This is a genomic window from Pseudomonas sp. GW823-FHT01D03 (assembly GCF_058798255.1).
The window spans coordinates 1,824,522-1,846,784 of record NZ_JBXAKK010000001.1 but is presented as its reverse complement, the minus strand read 5'-3'; the positions used below and the strand labels follow the sequence as shown (position 1 = coordinate 1,846,784).

The window sequence follows — 22,263 nt, the reverse complement described above, 5'->3', positions numbered from 1 at the left end:
GATTCAATGGATACCGGAAAAAGGCGGAGCCAGCGCGATTACACGCTAGCTTTTAAATTGTCAGTCGTAGATCAAGTCGAAAAAGGCGAGTTGAGTTATAAAGAGGCTCAACGGCGCTTTGGCATTCAAGGCCGGTCCACGGTACTGGTTTGGTTACGCAAGCATGGCCGACAGGACTGGAGCCAAGGCGCCTCAATCCGAGCGCTGCGGAGCAGGCCGATGACCGACCCCAACCTACCGCTGACACCCGAACAGCGGATCAAAGAGCTTGAAGAACAGTTGGCGCTGAGCAATCAGAAGGCCCAGTTCTTTGAAGCTGTCGTGAACGTCTTGAAAAATGATTACGGTGTGTCCATCGTAAAAAAGCGACCCGGCAAGTCCTCTCGCAAGGGCAAATCCAAGACCTGAGCATTACCAGGGCTTGCCTGTTTATGGGCATTTCGCGCCAAGCGTATTACAAGCGCAACCGAGCCTTTGACGCGAGAGTTTGCCAAGACCAGCAGGTAGTGGAATTCGTTCTGGAAAAGCGTCGGCGCCAGCCGAGGCTTGGGACGCGCAAACTGCACCACCTGATGCTAATTGAAGCCGCAACAGCGCTACGTGTCGGTCGAGACCGCCTGTTTTCCATCTTGCGAGAGGCGCGAGAGCTGGTTCCTCGCAAACGTGCTTATCATAAAACCACGCATAGCCATCATCGCTTCCGCCGTCACCCCAACCTACTCAAAGCTGGCCCGGAACAAGTTGTAGCCAGCAGACCTGAGCAGGTTTGGGTCGCAGACATTACCTATCTCCCAACGCGGGAAAGTGTCGCTTACGTTAGCCTGATAACAGACGCGTACTCACGCAAAATCGTGGGTCATCATGTGCACAGCAGCCTGCATACGGAGTCGGTGGTCAGGGCGCTGCAGAAGGCTGTTAGTCAGCGAAAATCCAATCAACCGCTCATTCATCATTCAGATCGCGGAGCCCAGTATTGCTCTGATTTATACCAACGGATGCATACCCGGCATGGAATCAGGTGCTCAATGACTGACGGTTATGATTGCTATCAGAACGCTATGGCGGAGAGGGTAAATGGGATTTTGAAGACTGAGTTTTTGCTACATCGCCCCAAAGACCTGGCGGATGCAGTGAAAATGGTGGATGAATCGGTGCAAATCTACAACCGGGAGCGGCCGCACTTATCCCTGAAATACAAAACGCCCGATGCGGTGCATCGGGCGTTTTGAGACTGAAACAGGTGTAAACCTATTTCAGGACTAGACACACAACCAAGATCAAAATTGTGGGAGCGGGCTTGCTCGCGAATGCGGTGAATCCGCCAGCATATTCTTCGACTGACACACCGCATTCGCGAGCAAGCCCGCTCCCACAGGAGTGATGTGTTTATCCTTTGATCGCGCGCCAGATCTTGCCGACGACCGAAACCACCGCCAGCACGGCTGCGCCCGCGATAATCCCTGCTACGCCATTGAGCAACACAGGCACGGCAAACCCGGCACTGCCAGCCGCTGCGCCGACACTTTCAATCCAGTGATGCACCACCGGAACGCCGTGGGTGAGGATGCCGCCACCGACCAGGAACATCGCCGCTGTACCGATCACCGACAGGCCTTTCATCATGTACGGGGCGGCGCGCAGGATCGCATTGCCGATACCTTTGGCGGCTGCACCCGATTTCTGGGTCAGCCACAGGCCCAGATCGTCGAGTTTGACGATGCCGGCCACCAGGCCATAAACGCCCACGGTCATGACGATGGCGATGCCCGACATGACGATCACTTGCTGGGTCAGCGATGCGTCGGCCACGGTGCCAAGGGTGATGGCGATGATTTCCGCCGAGAGGATGAAGTCGGTGCGGATCGCGCCTTTGATCTTGTCCTTCTCGTAAGCCACCAGATCGGTGGTCGGCTCGGCCACCGCCGCGCTCAGTTGCGCATGCTCGGCATCATCTTCGGCCTTGCTGTGCAGGAACTTGTGCGCGAGCTTCTCGAAACCTTCGAAACACAGGTACGCGCCGCCAACCATCAACAACGGCGTGACCAGCCACGGCACGAATGCACTGATCGCCAGCGCCGACGGCACCAGAATCAACTTGTTGAGGAACGAGCCCTTGGCCACCGCCCAGACCACCGGAATTTCCCGCTCGGCGCGCACCCCGGAGACTTGCTGGGCATTGAGCGCCAAGTCATCGCCGAGCACGCCAGCGGTCTTCTTCGCGGCCATTTTGCTCATCAACGCCACGTCATCCAGAACGGTGGCAATATCGTCGATCAGCACCAGCAAACTGCTTCCTGCCATGAATCTTGTTTCCTTATGTGAATAATGTCGCGCAGCATACCGCGACTGCGGGCCACACGGGGCATTCTTGAGCCACGCGCGAGGCCGGTGCTACCATGCGCAACCGCCAGAACAGGCAAGGAACCACCGGGTTTATGAGCACAATCCGCGAGCGCAACAAAGAACTGATCCTGCGTGCCGCCAGCGAGGAATTTGCCGACAAGGGCTTCGCGGCGACCAAAACCAGCGACATCGCCGCCAAGGCAGGATTGCCCAAGCCCAACGTCTACTACTACTTCAAATCCAAGGAAAACCTCTACCGCGAGGTCCTGGAAAGTATCATCGTGCCGATCCTGCAGGCCTCGACCCCGTTCAACCCGGACGGCGTACCGAGCGAAGTGCTCAGCGGCTACATCCGCTCGAAGATCCGCATCTCCCGCGACCTGCCCTTCGCCTCCAAGGTGTTCGCCAGCGAAATCATGCACGGCGCCCCGCACCTGAGCGCCGACCTGGTCGAGCAGCTCAACAGCCAGGCCAAGCACAACATCGACTGCATCCAGAGCTGGATCGACCGCGGCCAGATCGCCCCGATCGACCCCAACCACCTGATGTTCAGCATCTGGGCCGCGACCCAGACCTACGCCGACTTCGACTGGCAGATCTCTGCTGTAACCGGCAAGGACAAGCTGGACGAGGCGGATTACGAGGCGGCGGCACAGACGATCATTCGGTTGGTGTTGAAGGGGTGTGAGCCGGATCAGTGAGACCGTGGTGACGCCATCGCGAGCACGCTCACTCCTACAGGGGAATGCATCCCAAATGTAGGAGTGAGCCTGCTCGCGATTGAAGCGACACGGTTTCGGCTCAAACCCAGATCGCATCCCACAGCGGATAGTCGCCAAGCCTCTCCACCAGTCCAGCCCGCAATGGGTTGGCGACGACATACCTTGCCATCTTCACTAAATCCTCCTCCCGCCGCAGTGCCCGGTCATGAAACCCTCTTTGCCAGAGGCCAACATTTCTACCGGTAGCCTGATTCACCGCTTTGGTACTTAGCGACTTGGTCTTTTGCATCAGTTCGCTCAAAGACCCGCTCTGCAATTCGATTAACCAATGAAAATGATCTGGCATTACCACCCACGCCAGTGAGTTCGCCAAGCCGAGATCTTGTGCACGCCGAAATTGATGAGCCACCAATCGGCCCAAAGCAAAATCGGCGAAGATCGGTTTGCGATCAAGAGTGTTGGTCGTAAGTAGGTAGATTCGATTGGGCTCGGCATAGCGACCGGCTCGCAATCGGTGTGCAGCGGGTAGATCAGGCATTCCTTTGCCTCCCATGATCAGCTCATGAGAAGACTAGTTCTGCGTGCTCAAGTTGATGGGACAAACTCTTGGCTGGATGTTTCTGGGAGAGAGCTATCGCGAGCAGGCTCACTCCTACAGGGGTTTGTGGTGTTCAGACATTTTGTGTCCAACCAAGATCCCTTGTAGGAGTGAGCCTGCTCGCGATAGCGGTTAATCAATCAACGCAGATTCAAGCAGCCACCCCCGCATCCGCCCTCAAATCCAGCGCCTCCACCGCTTTAATTGCAACCTGCTCATCAATATCCGACAGATCGCCGCTAATCCCGATCGCCCCCAGCACATTCCCCGCCTGATCACGAATCAACACCCCGCCCGGGGCCGGGACGACGCTGCCCTGGCCCATGCTGTTGAGTGCGGCGATGAAGGCCGGGCGTTGTTGGGCGTCCAGCGCCAGCAGGCGTGAGCCCTTGCCCAGGGCGATGGCGCCCCAGGCTTTGCCGATGGCGATGTTCGGGCGCAGCAGGCTGGCGCCGTCTTCGCGTTGCAGGGTGATCAGGTGGCCGCCGGTATCGAGTACCGCGATGGTCAGCGGCGCGGCGTTGATCTCGCGCCCCGCGCTGATGGCTTCGCTGACCAGGTTGACTGCGACTTTCAAGGTTAAAGCGCTCATGGTGCCGTCCTCATTTTGTTATTGGGAAAGTCGTGGGACTGCGCTCAAGTGCCGCAGGCCGATGCCACAAATAGAACACAATGAATTATTTTTTTGTATACAATAATTCTCGAAAAGCGCCACATGCGACGAAAAGCCACAGCAGAACCGGGCTTGCGACGAATGAAACAGGCGCTTGAGAAAATGGATTGACCTGCGCCGTCCGCCGTGAATAAACTCTGCGCAAAGCCACTTGTATACAATTACAAAACGTAAAGAGGCACAAAACCATGAGCAAAATGAGAGCAATCGAAGCCGCCGTTCTGGTGATGCGCCGTGAAGGGGTTGATACCGCTTTTGGCATTCCGGGTGCTGCGATCAACCCGCTGTACTCCGCCCTGCAGAAAGTCGGTGGCATCGATCACGTCCTCGCTCGCCACGTCGAAGGCGCGTCGCACATGGCCGAGGGTTACACCCGCACCAAGGCCGGCAACATCGGCGTGTGCATCGGTACGTCCGGCCCTGCCGGTACCGACATGGTCACCGGGCTCTACAGCGCCTCGGCCGACTCGATTCCGATCCTCTGCATTACCGGCCAGGCACCCCGCGCCCGTATGCACAAGGAAGACTTCCAGGCGGTCGACATCACCAGCATCGTCAAGCCCGTCACCAAGTGGGCGACCACCGTTCTGGAGCCGGGCCAAGTGCCTTACGCGTTCCAGAAAGCCTTCTACGAAATGCGCTCCGGCCGTCCGGGCCCGGTGCTGATCGACCTGCCGTTCGACGTGCAGATGGCTGAAATCGAATTCGATATCGACGCCTACCAGCCGCTGCCACTGGCCAAGCCAACCGCGACCCGCGTTCAGGTCGAGAAGGCGCTGGCCCTGCTTGATCAGGCCGAGCGTCCATTGCTGGTGGCCGGCGGCGGCATCATCAACGCCGACGCCAGCGATCTGCTGGTGGAGTTCGCTGAACTGACCGGTATTCCGGTGATCCCGACCCTGATGGGCTGGGGCACCATCCCGGACGATCACCCGCTGATGGTCGGCATGGTCGGCCTGCAGACGTCGCACCGTTACGGCAACGCGACCATGCTCAAATCCGACGTGGTACTGGGCATTGGTAACCGTTGGGCCAACCGTCACACCGGTTCGGTCGACGTCTACACCGAAGGCCGCAAGTTCATTCACGTCGATATCGAAGGCACGCAGATCGGCCGCGTGTTCACCCCGGATCTGGGCATCGTCTCCGACGCTGCTGCCGCGCTGACCGTGTTCATCGAAGTCGCCCGTGAATGGCAAGCCGCCGGCAAACTGAAAAACCGCAGTGCCTGGCTGCAGGATTGCCAGCAGCGCAAAGCCAGCCTGCACCGCAAGACCCACTTCGACAATGTGCCGGTCAAGCCGCAGCGTGTTTACGAAGAGATGAACCAGGTGTTCGGCAAAGACACCTGCTACGTCAGCACCATTGGTCTGTCGCAGATTGCCGGCGCGCAGTTCCTGCACGTCTACAAGCCGCGTCACTGGATCAACTGCGGTCAGGCCGGCCCGTTGGGCTGGACCATTCCGGCAGCGCTGGGCGTGGTCAAGGCCGATCCGAACCGTAAAGTCGTGGCCCTGTCGGGGGACTATGACTTCCAGTTCATGATCGAGGAGCTGGCGGTCGGCGCTCAGTTCAAACTGCCTTACATCCACGTCGTGGTGAACAACTCGTACCTGGGGCTGATCCGTCAGGCCCAGCGCGGGTTCGAAATGGACTACTGCGTGCAGCTGTCCTTCGATAACCTGAACGCGCCGGAACTCAACGGTTACGGTGTCGACCACATCGCAGTCGCCGAAGGCCTCGGCTGTAAAGCCCTGCGGGTGTTCGAACCATCGGAAATCGCCCCTGCCCTGCGCAAGGCCGAACAGATGATCGAAGAGTTCAAGGTACCGGTGATTGTCGAGATCATCCTGGAGCGTGTGACCAACATCTCCATGGGGACCGAGATCAACGCCGTCAACGAATTCGAAGATCTGGCACTGGTCGGCAACGACGCGCCAACGGCGATTTCGTTGCTCGATTAACTGCTGACCGCTCTCCCTGTGGGAGCTAGCCATGTGGCGAGGGAGCTTGCTCCCGCTCGGCTGCGAAGCAGTCGTAAAGCTTTTGGGGCCGCTGCGCGCCCCAGCGGGAGCAAGCTCCCTCGCCACACAGGCCCGCTCCCACAAAGGGGAACCTCACAAGATTTACGGGAGACCACCATGCCGCGTTTCGCAGCCAACCTGTCCATGCTGTTCACCGAACAGGATTTCCTTGCCCGTTTCGACGCCGCCGCCAAGGCCGGTTTCAGTGGTGTGGAATACCTGTTCCCGTACGACTTCAGCTCTGCCGAAATCAAGGCAAAGCTCGATGCCAACGGTCTGACCCAAGTGCTGTTCAACCTGCCGGCCGGTGACTGGGCCAAGGGCGAGCGCGGTATCGCGTGTCTGCCGGATCGGGTTGAAGAGTTCCGCGCCGGGGTCGATCTGGCGATTGCCTACGCACAAGTGTTGGGCAACACCCAGGTCAACTGCCTGGCCGGTATTCGTCCGCAAGGCGTGGACGATGCCACCGTGGAAAAAACCTTCGTCGCCAACCTCAAATACGCGGCCGACAAGCTGCAGGCGGCCGGTATCAAACTGGTGATGGAAGCGATCAACACCCGCGACATCCCGGGCTTCTACCTGAACAACACGGCGCAAGCCCTGTCGATTCGCGAGCAGGTCGGCAGCGCCAACCTGTTCCTGCAATACGACATCTATCACATGCAAATCATGGAAGGCGATCTGGCCCGCACCCTGCAATCGCACCTGGTCGAGATCAACCACGTGCAGCTCGCGGACAACCCGGGGCGCAATGAACCGGGCACTGGCGAGATCAACTACCGCTTCCTGTTCGAACACCTGGATCGCATCGGTTATCAGGGTTGGGTGGGTTGCGAGTACAAGCCGCTGACCACCACTGAAGCGGGTCTGGGCTGGTTGAAATCGCACAACGCAATTTAAGAACACTGCAAAAAAACCTGTGGGAGCGGGCTTGCTCGCGAATGCGGTGGTTCAGTCAACACGGATATTGAATGTTCCACCGCATTCGCGAGCAAGCCCGCTCCCACCCAAAGCAACACCCCCTATTTCGCTTGAGCAAGACAAAAACAAGAGGATTTTCTCATGGCTAAAATCGGATTTATCGGCACCGGCATCATGGGCCACCCAATGGCTTCGAACCTGCAGAAAGCCGGTCACAGCCTGTTCCTGTCGGCGCACCACGACGCCGCTCCAGCCGATCTGGTCGCCGCTGGCGCCGTCGCCCTGGCCAACCCGCGCGAAGTGGCGCAGGAAGCCGAATTCATCATCGTCATGGTGCCGGATACCCCGCAGGTCGACGACGTGCTGTTCCGCGCCGACGGCGTTGCTGCCGGCATCGGCAAAGGCAAAGTAGTGATCGACATGAGTTCGATCTCGCCGACCGCCACCAAGGCTTTCGCCAAGAAGATCAACGAGAAAGGCGCGCAGTACCTCGACGCCCCGGTATCCGGTGGTGAAGTCGGCGCCAAGGCCGCGACCCTGAGCATCATGGTCGGTGGCAACGCCGATGCCTTCGAACGCGCGCTGCCGCTGTTTCAGGCCATGGGCAAGAACATCACTCTGGTCGGTGGCAATGGCGACGGTCAGACCGCCAAAGTGGCGAACCAGATCATCGTCGCGCTGAACATTCAGGCCGTGGCGGAAGCCCTGCTGTTCGCCTCGAAAAACGGTGCTGATCCGGCCAAGGTGCGTGAAGCACTGATGGGCGGTTTCGCTTCGTCGAAGATCCTCGAAGTGCACGGCGAGCGCATGATCAAAGGCACCTTCGATCCGGGCTTCCGCATCAGCCTGCACCAGAAGGACCTGAACCTGGCCCTGCAAGGTGCCAAGGAACTGAACATCAACCTGCCGAACACCGCCAACGCCCAGCAAGTGTTCAGTACTTGCGCGGCCATCGGTGGCAGCAACTGGGATCACTCGGCGCTGATCAAGGGCCTGGAACACATGGCCAACTTCTCGATTCGCGACAAAAAATAAAGCCTTCATCAAACCTGTAGGAGTGAGCCTGCTCGCGATGAAGTCGCCGCGGTGAGTCAGATTTACCGCGCTGCCTGAATCGCGAGCAGGCTCACTCCTACAAGATCCGAGTTGCCCTTTCGAATAACAAGAATTCCGGGAGCCCGCCATGTCGGTCGATCCGCAACAACTGCTGCGCGAGCTGTTTGCCACAGCCATCGACGCGGCCCATCCGAACCAGGTCCTCGAAGCCCATCTGCCTGCCGATCGCAGTGGTCGCGTCATTGTCATCGGCGCCGGCAAAGCCGCAGCTGCCATGGCCCAGGTGGTCGAGCGCAGCTGGGAAGGTGAAGTATCCGGCCTGGTCGTGACCCGTTACGGTCACGGCGCTCCATGCGAAAAAATCGAAGTGGTCGAAGCCGCGCATCCGGTACCGGACGCTGCCGGTCTGGCCGTGGCCAAGCGTGTGCTGGAACTGGTCAGCAATCTGACGGAAGACGACCGTGTGATCTTCCTGCTCTCCGGCGGCGGCTCTGCCCTGCTCGCGCTGCCGGCCGAAGGCATCACCCTGGCCGACAAGCAATCGATCAACAAAGCCCTGCTCAAATCTGGCGCGACCATCGGCGAGATGAACTGCGTGCGCAAGCACCTCTCGGCGATCAAGGGCGGCCGCCTCGGCAAGGCCTGCTGGCCTGCCACTGTCTATACCTATGCGATTTCCGATGTGCCCGGCGACCTCGCCACGGTCATCGCCTCCGGCCCGACCGTGGCCGACCCGAGCACTTCCGCCGAAGCGCTGGCGATCCTCAAACGCTACGGTATTGAAGTTCCGGCCTCGGTGCGCAACTGGCTGCAAAGCGCGGAATCGGAAACCGTCAAACCCGGTGACCCGAGCCTCGCCCGCAGCCATTTCCAGTTGATCGCCCGCCCGCAGCAATCGCTGGATGCCGCTGCAGTGAAATGCCGTCAGGCCGGTTTCAGCACGCTGATCCTCGGCGACCTCGAAGGTGAATCCCGCGAGGTGGCGAAAGTCCACGCCGGCATCGCCCGGCAGATCATCAATCATGGCCAGCCACTCGCTGCACCGTGCGTAATTCTCTCCGGCGGCGAAACCACGGTGACCGTGCGCGGCAATGGCCGTGGCGGACGCAACGCCGAATTCCTCTTGAGCCTCACCGACAGCCTCAAGGGCCAGCCCGGCGTTTACGCGCTGGCCGGCGACACCGACGGCATCGACGGTTCGGAAGACAATGCCGGCGCGATCATGACCCCGGACAGCTACGCCCGCGCCGCCGCCCTCGGTTTGAGCGCCAGCGACGAGCTGGATAACAACAACGGTTACGGCTACTTCGAGGCGCTCGACGCGCTGATCGTCACCGAGCCGACCCGCACCAACGTCAACGACTTCCGCGCCATCCTGATCCTTGAGAACTGCAAATCATGACGCCTGATAAAAAGGTCAAAATCCTCGCCACCCTCGGGCCTGCCGTCGATGGCATCGAAGACATCCGTGAACTGGTCGAGGCCGGGGTCAATATCTTTCGCCTGAACTTCAGCCACGGCGATCATGCCGACCACGCCAAGCGCTATCAGTGGATCCGCGAGGTCGAGCGCCAGCTCAACTATCCGTTGGGCATTCTGATGGATTTGCAGGGGCCGAAACTGCGCGTCGGCAAGTTCGCCGACGGCAAGGTGCAGCTGCATCGCGGTCAGGCGTTCCGCCTCGATCTGGATGCGACACCGGGCGATGAACGCCGGGTGAACCTGCCGCACCCGGAGATTATCGCCGCGCTCGAAGCAGGCATGGATCTGCTGCTGGATGACGGCAAACTGCGCCTGCGCGTGGTCACAAAATACACCGACGCGATCGACACCACCGTGCTCAACGGCGGCGAACTGTCGGACCGCAAAGGGGTGAATGTGCCGCAAGCGGTGCTCGACCTCAGCCCGCTGACCGCCAAGGATCGCCGCGACCTGAGCTTCGGTCTGGAACTGGGTGTGGACTGGGTGGCGCTGTCGTTCGTGCAACGTCCGCAAGACATTCTCGAAGCCCGCGAACTGATCGGCGACAAGGCCTTTCTGATGGCGAAAATCGAGAAGCCATCAGCGGTTGAACAACTGCGTGAAATCGCCGAGTTGAGTGACGCGATCATGGTCGCTCGCGGCGATCTCGGCGTGGAAGTGCCGGCGGAAAGCGTGCCGCAGATCCAGAAGAACATCATCAGCACCTGCCGCGAACTCGGCAAACCGGTGGTGGTGGCGACGCAGATGCTCGAGTCGATGCGCTTCTCCCCGGCGCCGACCCGCGCCGAGGTCACCGACGTTGCCAACGCTGTGGCTGAAGGCGCGGATGCGGTGATGCTCTCGGCCGAAACCGCGTCCGGCGAATACCCGCTGGAAGCGGTGCAGATGATGAGCAAGATCATTCGTCAGGTTGAGAACGGTCCGGACTATCAGACGCAGCTCGACGTCAGCCGACCGAAAGCCGAAGCGACGGTGTCCGATGCGATCAGTTGCGCGATCCGCCGCATCAGCAACGTGCTGCCTGTGGCGGTGCTGGTCAACTACAGCGAGTCGGGCGCCTCGACATTGCGTGCGGCGCGGGAACGGCCGAAAGCGCCGATCCTCAACCTGACGCCGAACCTGCAGACCGCGCGCCGTTTGAGCGTGGCGTGGGGCATTCACTCGGTGGTCAACGATCGCCTGCGTCAGGTCGATGAAGTGTGTTCGACCGCGCTGGAAATCGCTCAGGCGCAAGGCATGGCCGAGCGTGGCGATACCTTGCTGATCACCGCCGGGGTGCCGTTCGGGCAACCGGGATCGACCAACTCACTGCGGATCGAAACACTGATCTGACTAGCGACACAAAACCTGTGGCGAGGGAGCTTGTCGAAACGTCGCACCGTCCCGCTCGGCTGCATAGCAGTCGTAGCTTTTGAGCATGACGGTTTTCACAGAAGAACCGCATTGACCCATTTTAGGGCCGCTTCGCGACCCAGCGGGAGCAAGCTCCCTCGCCACAGTTATTGGCAAGACCTTTTGATTTTCCAACTGCCCAGATTTTTTCAACATGCCTGCCAATCATTTCAACAACCACTGCCCCGACTGGGCCGAGGCTTTGCTCAACGGTTTCAGTCAGATATTCCTCCAGCGCCACCCGCTGTGCGGCTTGCTGTGCCTGCTGGCGATTCTGCTCACCGCGCCGGTGCTGTTTGCCGGTGCGCTGCTCGGGGGCGTCGCCGGATTGCTCACCGCACAACGACGTAACTATGCCAAGGCTGATCGTCAGGCCGGGTTGTTCAGTTACAACGGCGTGCTGCTCGGTCTGTTGCTCAGCCTGTATTTCCCCTGGTCACCGCTGCTGCCGCCACTGATTCTGGCGGCTGGCGGGCTGAGCGCGATGCTCACTCAGCAATGGCTCAAACATGTGTACCGCAGTCGATCGATACCGGCTTACACCTCGCCGTTCGTGGCCATCGGCTGGATTTTGCTGCTGTTCGCTGAACCGTCTGCGCCGATCCCGGCAATCGAAATGAACACATTGAATCTACTCGCCGCTGCACTCAACGGCTTCGGTCAGGTGATGTTCCTCGATCATCCGCTGGCCGGTACGTTGATCGGCATCGGTTTGCTGATCGCCGATCGCCGGGCGTTCTGCTGGGCGCTGTTGGCGTCGGCGATCGGTCTCGCGTCGAGTCTGCTGCACCACGAAACCGCTGCCGCATTGTTAGGTCTGGGCAGCTACAACGCGGTGCTCGCCGCCCTCGCCTTCAGTGCGCAACGCCAACATCCGTGGCTGCCGCTGCTGGGCATCGTCCTCGCGCTGCTGGTCACCCCGCTGTTCGCCGCCCTTGGTCTGGCGACGCTGACCGCGCCGTTCATCCTCGCCGGCTGGCTGATCCGCGCCGGGATCCAGATGCTCGGCAAAGCGGCCGTCGACGCCACGCCTTGCGCACAGGGGGACAATCAACCTAGGCTGCGCTGATCTTCAATTCAGGCGTTATCCATGGACAGCAGCAACAGTTGGCGTGAACGGCTTTACGTGATGATTTTCCAGAGCGACACCCTCGCCGGGCGGCGCTTCGACGGCACCTTGCTGTTGATCATCCTCGCCAGCCTGGTGGTGGTGATGCTCGACAGCATCGACAGCATTCACCAGAACTATGCCGATGTGCTGGCTTACATCGAGTGGGGTTTCACCGTCATTTTTCTCGGTGAATACATCCTGCGCCTGTATTGCTCACCGAAACCGTTGCGCTACGCCTTCAGTTTCTACGGACTGGTGGATCTGCTGGCGATCGTGCCCGGCATCCTCGCGCTGTATTACAGCGATGCGCAGTACCTGCTGATCATCCGGATCATTCGGATGCTGCGCATCTTCCGCGTGCTCAAGCTCAGCCCGTACCTCAAGCAAGCCAACTACTTGATGTCGGCGCTGCGTGGCAGCAAGCAGAAAATCGTGGTGTTTCTGGTCAGCGTCTGCACCCTGGTGACAGTGTTCGGCACGTTGATGTATGTGATCGAAGGCCCGGAACATGGCTTCACCAGCATCCCCAAAGGCATCTATTGGGCTATCGTGACCCTGACCACCGTCGGTTTCGGCGACATCGTGCCGAAGACCCCGCTGGGCCAGGTGATTTCGTCGCTGGTGATGATCACCGGTTACTCGATCATCGCCGTGCCGACGGGGATTTTCACGGCGGAACTGGCCAACGCCATGCGCGGCGAACAGCTGCAACATGACTGCCCGGTGTGCAAGAAAAACAGCCATGAACATGGCGCGGCGTTCTGCTCCCGTTGCGGTAATGCGCTGTTCAAGAAACTGGAATAAGTACAGAGCTTTTTAATCTTTAAACCACTATGTCAGCCCGGCTATAGTCGCTGGCAAAACGGTATCACCCCCGACCGTTATCACCGACACAACAAGGAATGCGCAGTGAAAAAACTCTTTGGCGCCTCACTTCTCGCCGCCGGTCTTGCCTTTGGCAGCATGGCTCAAGCCGCACCGACCCTGCTCAACGTCTCCTATGACGTGATGCGCGATTTCTACAAGGACTACAACACTGCGTTCCAGAAACACTGGCAGGCCGAACACAACGAAAACATCACCGTGCAGATGTCCTTCGGCGGTTCGAGCAAGCAGGCGCGCTCGGTGATCGACGGCCTGCCGGCTGACGTCATCACCATGAACATGGCGACCGACATCAACGCCCTCGCCGACAACGGCAAACTGGTGCCGGAGAACTGGGTCACCCGCCTGCCGAACAACAGCGCGCCGTTCACCTCGGCCACCGTGTTCATCGTCCGTAAAGGCAACCCGAAAGCCCTGAAAGACTGGCCGGATCTGCTCAAGGACGGCGTGCAAGTGATCGTGCCCAACCCGAAAACTTCGGGCAACGGCCGCTACACCTACCTCTCGGCCTGGGGCTACGTGCTGAAAAACGGCGGTGACGAGAACAAGGCCAAGGACTTCGTCGGCAAACTGTTCAAGCAGGCGCCGGTGCTCGATACCGGTGGCCGTGCCGCGACTACCACGTTCATGACCAACCAGATCGGCGACGTACTGGTGACCTTCGAGAACGAAGCCGAGATGATCGCTCGCGAATTCGGTCGTGATCAGTTCGAAGTGATCTACCCAAGCGTCTCCGCCGAAGCCGAGCCGCCGGTATCGGTGGTCGACAAAGTGGTCGACAAGAAAGGCACCCGCGCCGCTGCCGACGAATACCTGAAGTACCTGTGGTCGCCGGAAGGCCAGGAAATCGCCGCCGCCAACTACCTGCGTCCACGGGACCCGGCGGTACTGGCGAAGCACACCGACCGCTTCCCGAAAGTCGACTTCCTGTCGGTGGAGAAAACCTTCGGTGACTGGCGTTCGGTGCAGAAGACCCACTTCAATGATGGCGGGATCTTCGATCAGATTTATACCGGCCAGTAAGGCTTAGGCAGTAAAAAAAAGGCGACCTCAACAGGTCGCCTTTTTTGTGGGCATTGGCAATCACCACAGTCCCCCCTGTGGGAGCGGGCTTGCTCGCGAAGGCGGTGTGTCAGTCAAAAACATGTATCTGACACACCGCATTCGCGAGCAAGCCCGCTCCCACAGGGGATTGTCTGTAAGCCAGTTACATCGGCGGCGTGACGCCATCCTTGCCGGCGGAAATCGATTGCGCAGTCAACGTGCCGTCGGCGTCCTGGGTGACGAAGCTGACAATCTTCACCCCCACCCTGAGCAAGCTGCGATCCCCCGGCGTCAAATTGACGATCGGCACATCCTCCGGCACCAGGATTTTCTGCTGCCCACCCTTGTAGTTGACGGTCAGCGCCCGCCCGTTGCTGACCACCAGATCACCGACGCTGCCATTGGTCATGCTGCTGCCCTTGGCCAGGTCGAACGGCCGATGGCCGTCACCGCTGCCAGCCAGTTCCGGCGGGAAGACGTGCACTTCCATTGCCTTGAGCGTGCCATCCTCCTGCGGCATGGCGGCCGAGCCGATGTAGCTGCCGGGTTTGATGTCCTCGATATTCGCCAGAGTCACGGCGCGGACTTTGGTGTCACCGGTCAACTGAATCACCACGTTCTCGCCGCTGTTGACGTGAACGTTCAACGAGTCGGCGCTGACCCCGGTGATCTCACCGCGCACGCCGAGACGCATGCCCGGAGCATCGGCCGCCTGCACCGCAGCAGCACCGAGCAAGCCGATCAGGGTAATCGTGGCGGTGTGACGCAGCAGCTGGCGCAACATGGCATTCCTCCGGTGATGAACAGTAAAAGCGCAGCGGTAAACATAAGCACGCTATCGAAGAAGATGTAAGTGAATGTATCATCGACCCTCCCCGGCCGGACGCAAGGTTCGCCGATGGACGACACCCTGTTGGAAGCCAATCATTCCGCAACGGAATAACTGATATCGATACAAGGCTTCTACCGCCGCTTCGGTACGTCCCTTAGCCTCACCGCATTCCCTTTCGCTGGATCGAGAAACCTTATGAACGCCACAACTCACGCAATGACCCGAGGCATGGTGCTGCTGTTCGCCTTCTGCTGCGGCGCGATCGTCGCCAATATCTACTACGCGCAGCCGATCATCGGCCTGATCGCGCCAGACATCGGCCTCTCCGACACCATGGCCAGTTTCATCGTCTCGCTGACGCAGATCGGTTATGCGTTGGGCCTGTTCTTCCTGGTACCGCTGGGTGACCTGCTGGAAAACCGCCGCCTGATGATCATCACCACGGTGGTGGCGATTGCCAGCCTGCTCGGCGCGGCGTTCACCAGTCAGCCGAATGTGTTTTTACTGATCTCGTTGCTGGTGGGTTTCAGTTCGGTGTCGGTGCAGATCCTGATTCCGCTCGCCGCGCATCTGGCGCCGGAAGAATCCCGTGGCCGGGTGGTCGGCGGGATCATGGGCGGTCTGCTGCTGGGCATTCTGCTGGCGCGGCCGGTGTCGAGCGTTGTCGCTGACCATTTCGGCTGGCGCGCGATGTTCATGATTGCCGCCGCGTTGATGGCCGCGATCAGCGTGGTGCTGGCACTGACCGTGCCCAAGCGCCAACCGGATCACAGCGCTTCCTACGGCCAGTTGCTCGGTTCGCTGTGGACCCTGCTGCGCCAGCAACCGGTACTGCGTCAGCGAGCGTTTTATCAGGGCTGCATGTTCGCCACCTTCAGCCTGTTCTGGACAGCGGTGCCACTGGAACTGGCGCGCAACCATGGCCTGTCGCAAAGCGAGATCGCGATCTTCGCGCTGGTCGGTGCCATCGGCGCCATCGCCGCACCGATCAGCGGACGCCTGGCGGACGCTGGCCACACCCGCATCGCTTCCTTGCTGGCCATGCTCTTCGCCAGCCTGAGCTTCCTGCCGGCCTTCATTCATCCGGCCTACAGCGTGATCGGTCTGGCCGTGACCGGCGTGGTACTGGATTTCTGCGTGCAGATGAACATGGTGCTTGGCCAGCGCGCGGTCTACTCGCTCGACGCCAAAAGCCGTGGTCGCCTGAATGCGCTATACATGACCAGCATCTTCATCGGCGGCGCCTTCGGCTCGTCGGTTGCCAGTGCGGTGTATGAGCATGGCGGCTGGTTGTGGATCGTGATTGTCGGCAGCGCGTTCCCGCTGCTGGCGCTGTTGCGGTTCCTGAGTGCGGCGCAAGGGCGAGCGTTGGCGACGGCTTAAGCTATCAGCCACTTACTCGGCAAAGCTGCGTACAAAAAGACACCCTTTCCCCTGTGGGAGCGGGCTTGCCCGCGAAGGCGTCGGATCGGCCAACACATGTGCTGAATGTCAGACCGCTTTCGCGAGCAAGCCCGCTCCCACAAGGGGGTTACGACAACTTTCAGATTTGCAGGAAGACTGATGGACCGCCTCGCCGCCATGGAAACCTTCGTCTACGTCGTCGAAACCGGATCGTTTTCCGCCGCCGCCCGACGGCTGAACATTGGCCAGCCCGCCGTCTCGAAAACCATCGCGCATCTGGAAAAACGCTTGGCCGTCAGTCTACTCCTGCGCTCTACCCGAGGCCTGACCCCGACCGAAGCCGGACTGGCGTTTTTCGAACGGGCCAGACGCGCCATCGACGAAGCCAACGAAGCCGATAACGCCGCCCGTGGCAGCGCCAGCGGCCTGAGCGGCAACCTGCGCATCAGTGCCGCCGTGACCTTCGGCCGCCTGCACGTCGTGCCGCAACTGGGGCCGTTTCTCGATCAGCATCCGCAATTGAACATCGAGCTGATGCTCGATGACCGCAATATCAATCTGGTCGAAGAAGGCATCGACGTCGCCCTGCGCATGGGCCCGCTCAGCGACTCTGGTCTCACCGCGCGCAAGATCGCCGACTGCCGCCGCGTGGTGCTCGGCAGCTCGGCCTACTTCGATCGCCACGGCGAACCGAGCTGCCCTGCCGACCTCAATCAGCATCAAGGCATCGTCTACGACCTCAGCGGCGGCGCCACCTGGACCTTCACCCAGGGCAGCGAGCAACAGACGCAAACCCTGACCGGCCGCCTGCGGGTCAGCGCCGCCGAGGGTTTGCGTGCAGCCGTGCTGGCCGATCAGGGCCTGACCATCGCCTCGCAATGGATGTTCGCCCCGGAGCTGGCAAGCGGTGCGGTCAGGGCGGTGATGGATGACTGGGAATTGCCGGATCAGGACTTGTGGGCGGTGTTTCCCACGGGGCGGATGGTCAGTGCGAAGGCGCGGGTGTTTGTGGATTATGTGCAAGGGTTGTTGACCAGCGAACTTTGAAAACAGCAGATCAAAAGATCGCAGGCTTCGCCAGCTCCTACAGGGACATCATCAATGCCCGGCAACACTCAAAAAAACGGCGATCCAGAGATCGCCGTTTTTTCATCACTGCCCGAACTGTTTGCCCAACCCCGGCGGCACGCCGTGGATGTTGGTGTCTTCCCACGGGCCGTTGGGGCTGACCGAGCGGCTCCAGCCGTTGTTCCAGCGGTAGTAGGTGCGCTGGCGATAGAAGGTGTTGGGCTGGTCGTCGAGGACGTAAACGCCGAGCTTCTGATCCCAATGGCTATTGCCCCCCGGTGGCGGGGCGAAGCTGGCCGAGGTGCGTGGGACTGGTTTGGACGGTTTGGCCGGGATGCTTTTGCCCGGTGTCGGCGAGGTCGACGGGGTCGGGCTCGGTTGTGACGGCGGGATCGGCGGCAGGTTGGTGGTCGGTTCCGGTCGGTGCACCGCACATGCGCTCATGCTCAAGGCCAATGTGATGACGGTGATGCGGGCGAGGCTGTGCATGGCGGTGCTTTCCTGTGGGTTCCGGGGGTTATCGGTCCGGGCTGTTGATGGTCAGAGTTTGCTGCGCGGTGGTGCTGCTGGCCAGCGGGCCGCTGCGACCCACCCACTCCCCGGCGGTCGGCTGGCCGGCGCGGGAGATGCGCGCAACCAGTTGGACTTCAGGGAAGTTCGACAGTTTCAACTGCGGCATCATGGCGTCGGCATCGCCCAGTTCGACGGTCACCGGCAGATCGGCCACGGTCAGGCGCTTGGCCGCCAATGGTGCCGGTGGGCCGGAAACGGCGCGGGCGAAGATGAACACGCTGTCGCCCGGTTGCACCTTGCCTTTGAGTTCACTGGCCAGATCGACACGCACCTTGAGCAGCGCGGCAACCTTGGCGGCGGGCGCGGCGGCGACCTTGCCGCCACTGGCTTGCAGGCGCTCGGTGGCTCGCTCGATCCCGCCCTGCAAGGCGGCGCGGGAGTTGTCGCCCTCTGGCAACTGCGCCAGCAGCCGGTTCCAATAGTCGATTGCCTGCTGATAACGCTCACCCTCGAACGCGGCGATGCCGAGCAGACCGAGGCTGGTGACTTCTTTCGGATCGGCTTTCAGCGCTTCGTCGGTCAGAGCCTGGATCTTGTCCGACCACTTTTTACCGTCGGCAAAATACTGCGCCTGCGCCCACTGGCCGAGCAGTTCCGGCTGGCGACCGGCCAGGTTGGCGGCGCGTTCGAACATCTTCGCCGCGTCCGCCGGACGATCCTGGGCCATGTAAGTGCGCCCGAGGAAGTACAGGCCTTCCGCCGAATCCGGCTGCGCCGCGACAGCCCGCTCCAGACGCTGGGTCATCTCTTCCATCGACTGCGGCGCCTGGGCGAATTCGCGGGTCAGTTCGACTTTATCGGCAGCGCCGAAATGCAGGTACAGACCCAGGCCCAATACCGGCACCAGTACCGCCGCCAGCAGTGGCAACGGTTTGCCCAGTTTCGACACGCGCGGCGCGGCAACGCCTTCGGTATCGGCGAGCAGCTCACGCGCCGCTTCCGCGCGACCGCTGTCCATTTGCGCGGCATCAAGTACGCCTTCAGCCTGCTGCGCTTGCAGCTCGGCGACACGTTCCTGATACAGCGCAACGTTCAGGGCAGTTCGATCCTCTTCACGCTGGGCGCGACGGCCACGCAAAACCGGGATCAGCAGAAAACTCAGGGCGACCAGAAGCAACAGCCCTGCGGCAAGCCAGAAATCAATCATTCTTGGGTTTTATCCAACAGTTGGTCGAGGCGCTGACGCTCTTCGGTGGACAGCGATGGCGGGGTCTCGGTGCGTTGTGCGCGGCGTCGGCGAACGATCACCGCGATCACCACCAGACCACCGAACAACAGACCGGCCGGGCCGAACCACAGCAGTGCAGTCTTGGCATTGAGCGCCGGTTTGTAGCGGACGAAATCACCGTAGCGATCGACCATGAAATCGATGATCTGCTGATTGTCCTTGCCCTCGCCGAGCATGCGAAAAATCTCCTTGCGCAGGTCGGCGGCAATCGGCGCGTTGGAGTCGGCGATGTCCTGGTTCTGGCACTTGGGGCAGCGCAGTTCCTTGGTCAGTTCACGAAAGCGCTCGCGATCACCTTCCTTGGCGAACTCGTAGGTGTCGATCGCGGCATGCGCCACACCGGCCAGACTCAGGCCCAAGACCACGGCAGCGATAAAGCGCTTCATGGTTTGGCCTCATCGACCAGCGCCTGATACTTGGCCGCGAGTTTTTCGCGCCAGACCTGCTCGTCGATCACCCCGACGTACTTGTCGCGGATGATGCCCTTGGCGTCGATGAAGAAGGTTTCCGGCGCGCCGTACACGCCGAGGTTGAGGCCCAGCGAACCTTCGTCGTCACGGATATCCAGCAGGTACGGGTTGTGGAATTCGGCCAGCCACTTCAACGCATCGGCGTTGGTATCCTTGTAGTTGATGCCGTAGATCACCACGCCGCGCTCGGCCAGTTTGTTCAGCACCGGGTGCTCGACCCTGCAGGAAATGCACCAGGTGCCCCAGACGTTGACCAGTGCCGGTTTGCCGAGAATGTCAGCCTTGGTCAGGGTCTTGTCGCCCTGCACGTTCGGCAGGCTGAACTCCGGGAATGGCTTGTTGATCATCGCCGACGGCAGCTCCGCCGGATCGAGGTACAGACCGCGATAAAGAAACACCGCCACCAGCAGGAAAATCGCCAGGGGTACCAGCATCAACCAACGTCTCATGCAGCCGCTCCTTGCAGGCCGAGGGCTTCACGCACCTTGGCTTTGACCTTGACTCGATAACGCCGATCCAGCGCCGCCAGCAATCCGCCCAGACCGGTCAGCAAACCGCCGAACCAGATCCAGCGCACGAACGGTTTGACGTGAACCCGTACCGCCCACGCGCCGTTTTCCAGCGGCTCGCCCAGTGCAACATAGAGATCGCGGGTGAAACCGGCGTCGATCCCGGCCTCGGTCATCATCGAACTCTGCACGGTGTACAGGCGTTTTTCCGGGTGCAGCACGCTGATTTCCTTGCCGTCGCGGATCACCCGAACGGTGCCTTTGTCGGAGGTGAAGTTCGGCCCTTCGAAGTGCTTGGCACCTTCGAACACAAACTGATAACCGGCCAGGGACATCGACTCGCCCGGCGCCAGACGCAGGTCGCGCTCGGCACTGTTCTGACTCGACAGCACCACGCCGAGGGCGCACACGGCGATGCCCAGGTGAGCGATCTGCATGCCCCAGTAGCTGCGGGTCAGGGTTGGCAGGCCTTTGATCAGGCCCTTGTGGCGAGTCTTGTCGAAGATGTCGCGCACACCGGCGAGTAACACCCACGCGGCGAGCAGGAACGTCGCAATCACCGCCCAGTTGAAATCGCCGTAGGCGACACCGGCCACCACGGCCAGTGCGACGCTGCCGAGCAACACCGGGGTCAGCATGTTCGCCAGCCATTTTACCGGGGTGTCTTTCCAGCGGACGATCACGCCGACCGCCATCACCAGCATCAGCAACGCCATCAGCGGGATGAACAGCGCGTTGAAGTACGGCGGGCCGACCGACAGCTTGGCGCCACTCAAGGCATCCAGAATCAGCGGATACAGGGTGCCGAGCAGAATCATCGACGCCGCCACCACCAGCACCAGGTTGTTGCCCAGCAGCAGGGTTTCCCGCGACCACAGGTTGAAGCCGACCTGGCTCTTGACCACCGGAGCGCGCAACGCAAACAGCGTCAGCGAACCGCCGACCACAAACAGCAGGAAGATCAGAATGAACACGCCGCGCTCAGGGTCGGAGGCAAACGCGTGCACCGAAGTCAGCACGCCGGAGCGCACGAGGAACGTACCGAGCAGGCTCAACGAAAATGCGGCGATCGCCAGCAATACCGTCCAGCTCTTGAACACGCCACGTTTTTCCGTGACCGCCAGCGAGTGGATCAACGCGGTGCCGACCAGCCATGGCATGAACGAGGCGTTTTCCACCGGGTCCCAGAACCACCAGCCGCCCCAGCCGAGTTCGTAGTAAGCCCACCACGAACCAAGGGTGATGCCGATGCCGAGGAAGGCCCAGGCGACAATCGTCCAAGGGCGCGACCAGCGTGCCCATGCCGCGTCGAGACGACCGCCCAACAAAGCGGCAATGGCGAAGGCGAACGCCACCGAGAAACCCACATAACCCATATAGAGCATCGGCGGATGCACGATCAGGCCGATGTCTTGCAGCAGCGGATTGAGGTCACGACCATCCGCCGGAATCTGCGGCAGGATCCGCGAGAACGGGTTGGAGGTGAGGATCAGAAACAACAGGAAACCGGTGCTGATCATGCCCATCACCGCCAGCACGCGGGCGAGCATGACTTGCGGCAACTGCCGGGAGAACACCGACACGGCAAAGGTCCAGCCGCCGAGGATCAACGCCCACAGCAACAGCGACCCTTCGTGGGCGCCCCACACCGCGCTGAACTTGTAGTACCACGGCAAGGCGCTGTTGGAGTTCATCGCCACATAGCCGACCGAGAAGTCGTCGGTCATGAACGCGTAGGTCAGGCAACCGAAGGCAAACAGCAAGAACGCAAACTGGCCCCACGCCGCCGGCTGGGCCAGGCCCATCCACATACGATCGCCGCGCCACGCACCGAACAGCGGCACCACGGCCTGCACCAGCGCGAAACACAGCGCCAGAATCATCGCCAGATGACCAAGCTCGGGAATAAACAGTGCAGAAGTCATCGA

General features: G+C 60.8%; 21 protein-coding genes. 12 read left to right on the top strand and 9 right to left on the bottom strand.

From position 1 onward, the window contains the following. Positions 1-6 precede the first annotated feature (6 nt). Positions 7-1,229 (top strand): IS3 family transposase gene (locus AC1RBR_RS08230; RefSeq protein WP_177325627.1). Its coding sequence is split into 2 segments (ribosomal slippage): positions 7-358 and positions 358-1,229, totalling 1,224 coding nucleotides; the frame shifts between segments, so codons are not numbered across the junction. A gap of 157 nt (positions 1,230-1,386) precedes the next feature. On the opposite strand, the gene AC1RBR_RS08225 is transcribed toward AC1RBR_RS08230, so the two are convergent. Further along, positions 1,387-2,301, bottom strand: a complete 915-nt coding sequence (locus AC1RBR_RS08225) for a DUF808 family protein (protein WP_204895392.1) — start codon at positions 2,299-2,301, stop codon at positions 1,387-1,389. Positions 2,302-2,435: 134 nt separating this feature from the next. Here AC1RBR_RS08225 and AC1RBR_RS08220 point away from each other — a divergent pair, with 134 nt between their 5' ends. Beyond that, positions 2,436-3,044, top strand: a complete 609-nt coding sequence (locus tag AC1RBR_RS08220) for a TetR/AcrR family transcriptional regulator (RefSeq protein ID WP_034151540.1) — start codon at positions 2,436-2,438, stop codon at positions 3,042-3,044. A 100-nt stretch (positions 3,045-3,144) separates the two neighbouring features. On the opposite strand, the gene AC1RBR_RS08215 is transcribed toward AC1RBR_RS08220, so the two are convergent. Further along, positions 3,145-3,603 carry an REP-associated tyrosine transposase gene (locus tag AC1RBR_RS08215; RefSeq protein WP_492563794.1) on the bottom strand — a complete coding sequence of 153 codons (459 nt, stop codon included), beginning with the start codon at positions 3,601-3,603 and terminating at the stop codon, positions 3,145-3,147. A gap of 211 nt (positions 3,604-3,814) precedes the next feature. Continuing rightward, complete coding sequence (locus tag AC1RBR_RS08210; RefSeq protein WP_095139405.1) at positions 3,815-4,255, bottom strand: GlcG/HbpS family heme-binding protein; 441 nt, start codon at positions 4,253-4,255, stop codon at positions 3,815-3,817. Between the two features lie 269 nt (positions 4,256-4,524). Here AC1RBR_RS08210 and gcl point away from each other — a divergent pair, with 269 nt between their 5' ends. From gcl to AC1RBR_RS08170, 8 genes are all read left to right on the top strand, one after another. Next, positions 4,525-6,300 carry a glyoxylate carboligase gene (gene gcl, locus AC1RBR_RS08205; protein ID WP_042607573.1) on the top strand — a complete coding sequence of 592 codons (1,776 nt, stop codon included), beginning with the start codon at positions 4,525-4,527 and terminating at the stop codon, positions 6,298-6,300. Between the two features lie 177 nt (positions 6,301-6,477). Continuing rightward, positions 6,478-7,260 (top strand): hydroxypyruvate isomerase, encoded by a 783-nt coding sequence (hyi, locus tag AC1RBR_RS08200; protein ID WP_492563790.1) that lies wholly within the window; start codon positions 6,478-6,480, stop codon positions 7,258-7,260. Positions 7,261-7,422: 162 nt separating this feature from the next. After that, positions 7,423-8,316 (top strand): 2-hydroxy-3-oxopropionate reductase, encoded by an 894-nt coding sequence (locus tag AC1RBR_RS08195; protein ID WP_492563789.1) that lies wholly within the window; start codon positions 7,423-7,425, stop codon positions 8,314-8,316. 148 nt (positions 8,317-8,464) lie between these two features. Further along, entirely contained in the window at positions 8,465-9,739 is a 1,275-nt protein-coding gene (locus AC1RBR_RS08190; protein WP_492563787.1) for a glycerate kinase type-2 family protein, read from the top strand. After that, positions 9,736-11,151: a pyruvate kinase gene (pyk, locus tag AC1RBR_RS08185; RefSeq protein WP_204895399.1), complete on the top strand. Its 1,416-nt coding sequence runs from the start codon at positions 9,736-9,738 to the stop codon at positions 11,149-11,151. The genes AC1RBR_RS08190 and pyk overlap by 4 nt, the downstream gene beginning before the upstream one ends. 214 nt (positions 11,152-11,365) lie before the next feature. Beyond that, a complete protein-coding gene (locus AC1RBR_RS08180; RefSeq protein ID WP_492563785.1) occupies positions 11,366-12,280 on the top strand; it encodes an urea transporter in 915 nt (304 codons plus the stop codon). A gap of 21 nt (positions 12,281-12,301) precedes the next feature. Then, positions 12,302-13,126, top strand: coding sequence for an ion transporter (locus AC1RBR_RS08175; RefSeq protein WP_047292605.1), 825 nt, complete (start codon positions 12,302-12,304; stop codon positions 13,124-13,126). 105 nt (positions 13,127-13,231) lie between these two features. Next, positions 13,232-14,230, top strand: coding sequence for a sulfate ABC transporter substrate-binding protein (locus tag AC1RBR_RS08170; RefSeq protein WP_492563783.1), 999 nt, complete (start codon positions 13,232-13,234; stop codon positions 14,228-14,230). A gap of 184 nt (positions 14,231-14,414) precedes the next feature. Here AC1RBR_RS08170 and AC1RBR_RS08165 read toward each other — a convergent pair whose 3' ends face one another. Then, a complete protein-coding gene (locus AC1RBR_RS08165) occupies positions 14,415-15,035 on the bottom strand; it encodes a hypothetical protein (protein WP_492563782.1) in 621 nt (206 codons plus the stop codon). 243 nt (positions 15,036-15,278) lie between these two features. Here AC1RBR_RS08165 and AC1RBR_RS08160 point away from each other — a divergent pair, with 243 nt between their 5' ends. Then, a complete protein-coding gene (locus tag AC1RBR_RS08160) occupies positions 15,279-16,466 on the top strand; it encodes an MFS transporter (protein WP_492563781.1) in 1,188 nt (395 codons plus the stop codon). A gap of 180 nt (positions 16,467-16,646) precedes the next feature. Then, positions 16,647-17,534 carry a LysR family transcriptional regulator gene (locus tag AC1RBR_RS08155; RefSeq protein WP_492563780.1) on the top strand — a complete coding sequence of 296 codons (888 nt, stop codon included), beginning with the start codon at positions 16,647-16,649 and terminating at the stop codon, positions 17,532-17,534. Between the two features lie 105 nt (positions 17,535-17,639). On the opposite strand, the gene AC1RBR_RS08150 is transcribed toward AC1RBR_RS08155, so the two are convergent. From AC1RBR_RS08150 to AC1RBR_RS08130, 5 genes are read right to left on the bottom strand one after another with little or no spacing between them, the layout of a single operon-like run. Continuing rightward, positions 17,640-18,044 (bottom strand): hypothetical protein, encoded by a 405-nt coding sequence (locus AC1RBR_RS08150; RefSeq protein ID WP_492563778.1) that lies wholly within the window; start codon positions 18,042-18,044, stop codon positions 17,640-17,642. A 28-nt stretch (positions 18,045-18,072) separates the two neighbouring features. Further along, on the bottom strand, positions 18,073-19,275 hold the full coding sequence (ccmI, locus tag AC1RBR_RS08145; protein ID WP_492563776.1) for a c-type cytochrome biogenesis protein CcmI: 1,203 nt from the start codon (positions 19,273-19,275) through the stop codon (positions 18,073-18,075). Beyond that, complete coding sequence (locus tag AC1RBR_RS08140) at positions 19,272-19,742, bottom strand: cytochrome c-type biogenesis protein (RefSeq protein ID WP_492563775.1); 471 nt, start codon at positions 19,740-19,742, stop codon at positions 19,272-19,274. The genes ccmI and AC1RBR_RS08140 overlap by 4 nt, the downstream gene beginning before the upstream one ends. Next, positions 19,739-20,275, bottom strand: coding sequence for a DsbE family thiol:disulfide interchange protein (locus tag AC1RBR_RS08135; RefSeq protein ID WP_041072930.1), 537 nt, complete (start codon positions 20,273-20,275; stop codon positions 19,739-19,741). Before AC1RBR_RS08135 ends, AC1RBR_RS08140 begins: the two co-directional genes overlap by 4 nt. Beyond that, positions 20,272-22,260: a heme lyase CcmF/NrfE family subunit gene (locus AC1RBR_RS08130; protein ID WP_456019009.1), complete on the bottom strand. Its 1,989-nt coding sequence runs from the start codon at positions 22,258-22,260 to the stop codon at positions 20,272-20,274. The genes AC1RBR_RS08135 and AC1RBR_RS08130 overlap by 4 nt, the downstream gene beginning before the upstream one ends. Between the last annotated feature and the right edge of the window lie 3 nt (positions 22,261-22,263).

Coding starts and splice junctions, on each gene's coding strand:
- AC1RBR_RS08225 (WP_204895392.1), bottom strand. CDS start 2,301: ATGGCAGGAAGCAGTTTGCTGGTGCTGATCGACGATATTGCCACCGTT.
- AC1RBR_RS08220 (WP_034151540.1), top strand. CDS start 2,436: ATGAGCACAATCCGCGAGCGCAACAAAGAACTGATCCTGCGTGCCGCC.
- AC1RBR_RS08215 (WP_492563794.1), bottom strand. CDS start 3,603: ATGCCTGATCTACCCGCTGCACACCGATTGCGAGCCGGTCGCTATGCC.
- AC1RBR_RS08210 (WP_095139405.1), bottom strand. CDS start 4,255: ATGAGCGCTTTAACCTTGAAAGTCGCAGTCAACCTGGTCAGCGAAGCC.
- gcl (WP_042607573.1), top strand. CDS start 4,525: ATGAGCAAAATGAGAGCAATCGAAGCCGCCGTTCTGGTGATGCGCCGT.
- hyi (WP_492563790.1), top strand. CDS start 6,478: ATGCCGCGTTTCGCAGCCAACCTGTCCATGCTGTTCACCGAACAGGAT.
- AC1RBR_RS08195 (WP_492563789.1), top strand. CDS start 7,423: ATGGCTAAAATCGGATTTATCGGCACCGGCATCATGGGCCACCCAATG.
- AC1RBR_RS08190 (WP_492563787.1), top strand. CDS start 8,465: ATGTCGGTCGATCCGCAACAACTGCTGCGCGAGCTGTTTGCCACAGCC.
- pyk (WP_204895399.1), top strand. CDS start 9,736: ATGACGCCTGATAAAAAGGTCAAAATCCTCGCCACCCTCGGGCCTGCC.
- AC1RBR_RS08180 (WP_492563785.1), top strand. CDS start 11,366: ATGCCTGCCAATCATTTCAACAACCACTGCCCCGACTGGGCCGAGGCT.
- AC1RBR_RS08175 (WP_047292605.1), top strand. CDS start 12,302: ATGGACAGCAGCAACAGTTGGCGTGAACGGCTTTACGTGATGATTTTC.
- AC1RBR_RS08165 (WP_492563782.1), bottom strand. CDS start 15,035: ATGTTGCGCCAGCTGCTGCGTCACACCGCCACGATTACCCTGATCGGC.
- AC1RBR_RS08160 (WP_492563781.1), top strand. CDS start 15,279: ATGAACGCCACAACTCACGCAATGACCCGAGGCATGGTGCTGCTGTTC.
- AC1RBR_RS08155 (WP_492563780.1), top strand. CDS start 16,647: ATGGACCGCCTCGCCGCCATGGAAACCTTCGTCTACGTCGTCGAAACC.
- AC1RBR_RS08150 (WP_492563778.1), bottom strand. CDS start 18,044: ATGCACAGCCTCGCCCGCATCACCGTCATCACATTGGCCTTGAGCATG.
- ccmI (WP_492563776.1), bottom strand. CDS start 19,275: ATGATTGATTTCTGGCTTGCCGCAGGGCTGTTGCTTCTGGTCGCCCTG.
- AC1RBR_RS08140 (WP_492563775.1), bottom strand. CDS start 19,742: ATGAAGCGCTTTATCGCTGCCGTGGTCTTGGGCCTGAGTCTGGCCGGT.
- AC1RBR_RS08135 (WP_041072930.1), bottom strand. CDS start 20,275: ATGAGACGTTGGTTGATGCTGGTACCCCTGGCGATTTTCCTGCTGGTG.
- AC1RBR_RS08130 (WP_456019009.1), bottom strand. CDS start 22,260: ATGACTTCTGCACTGTTTATTCCCGAGCTTGGTCATCTGGCGATGATT.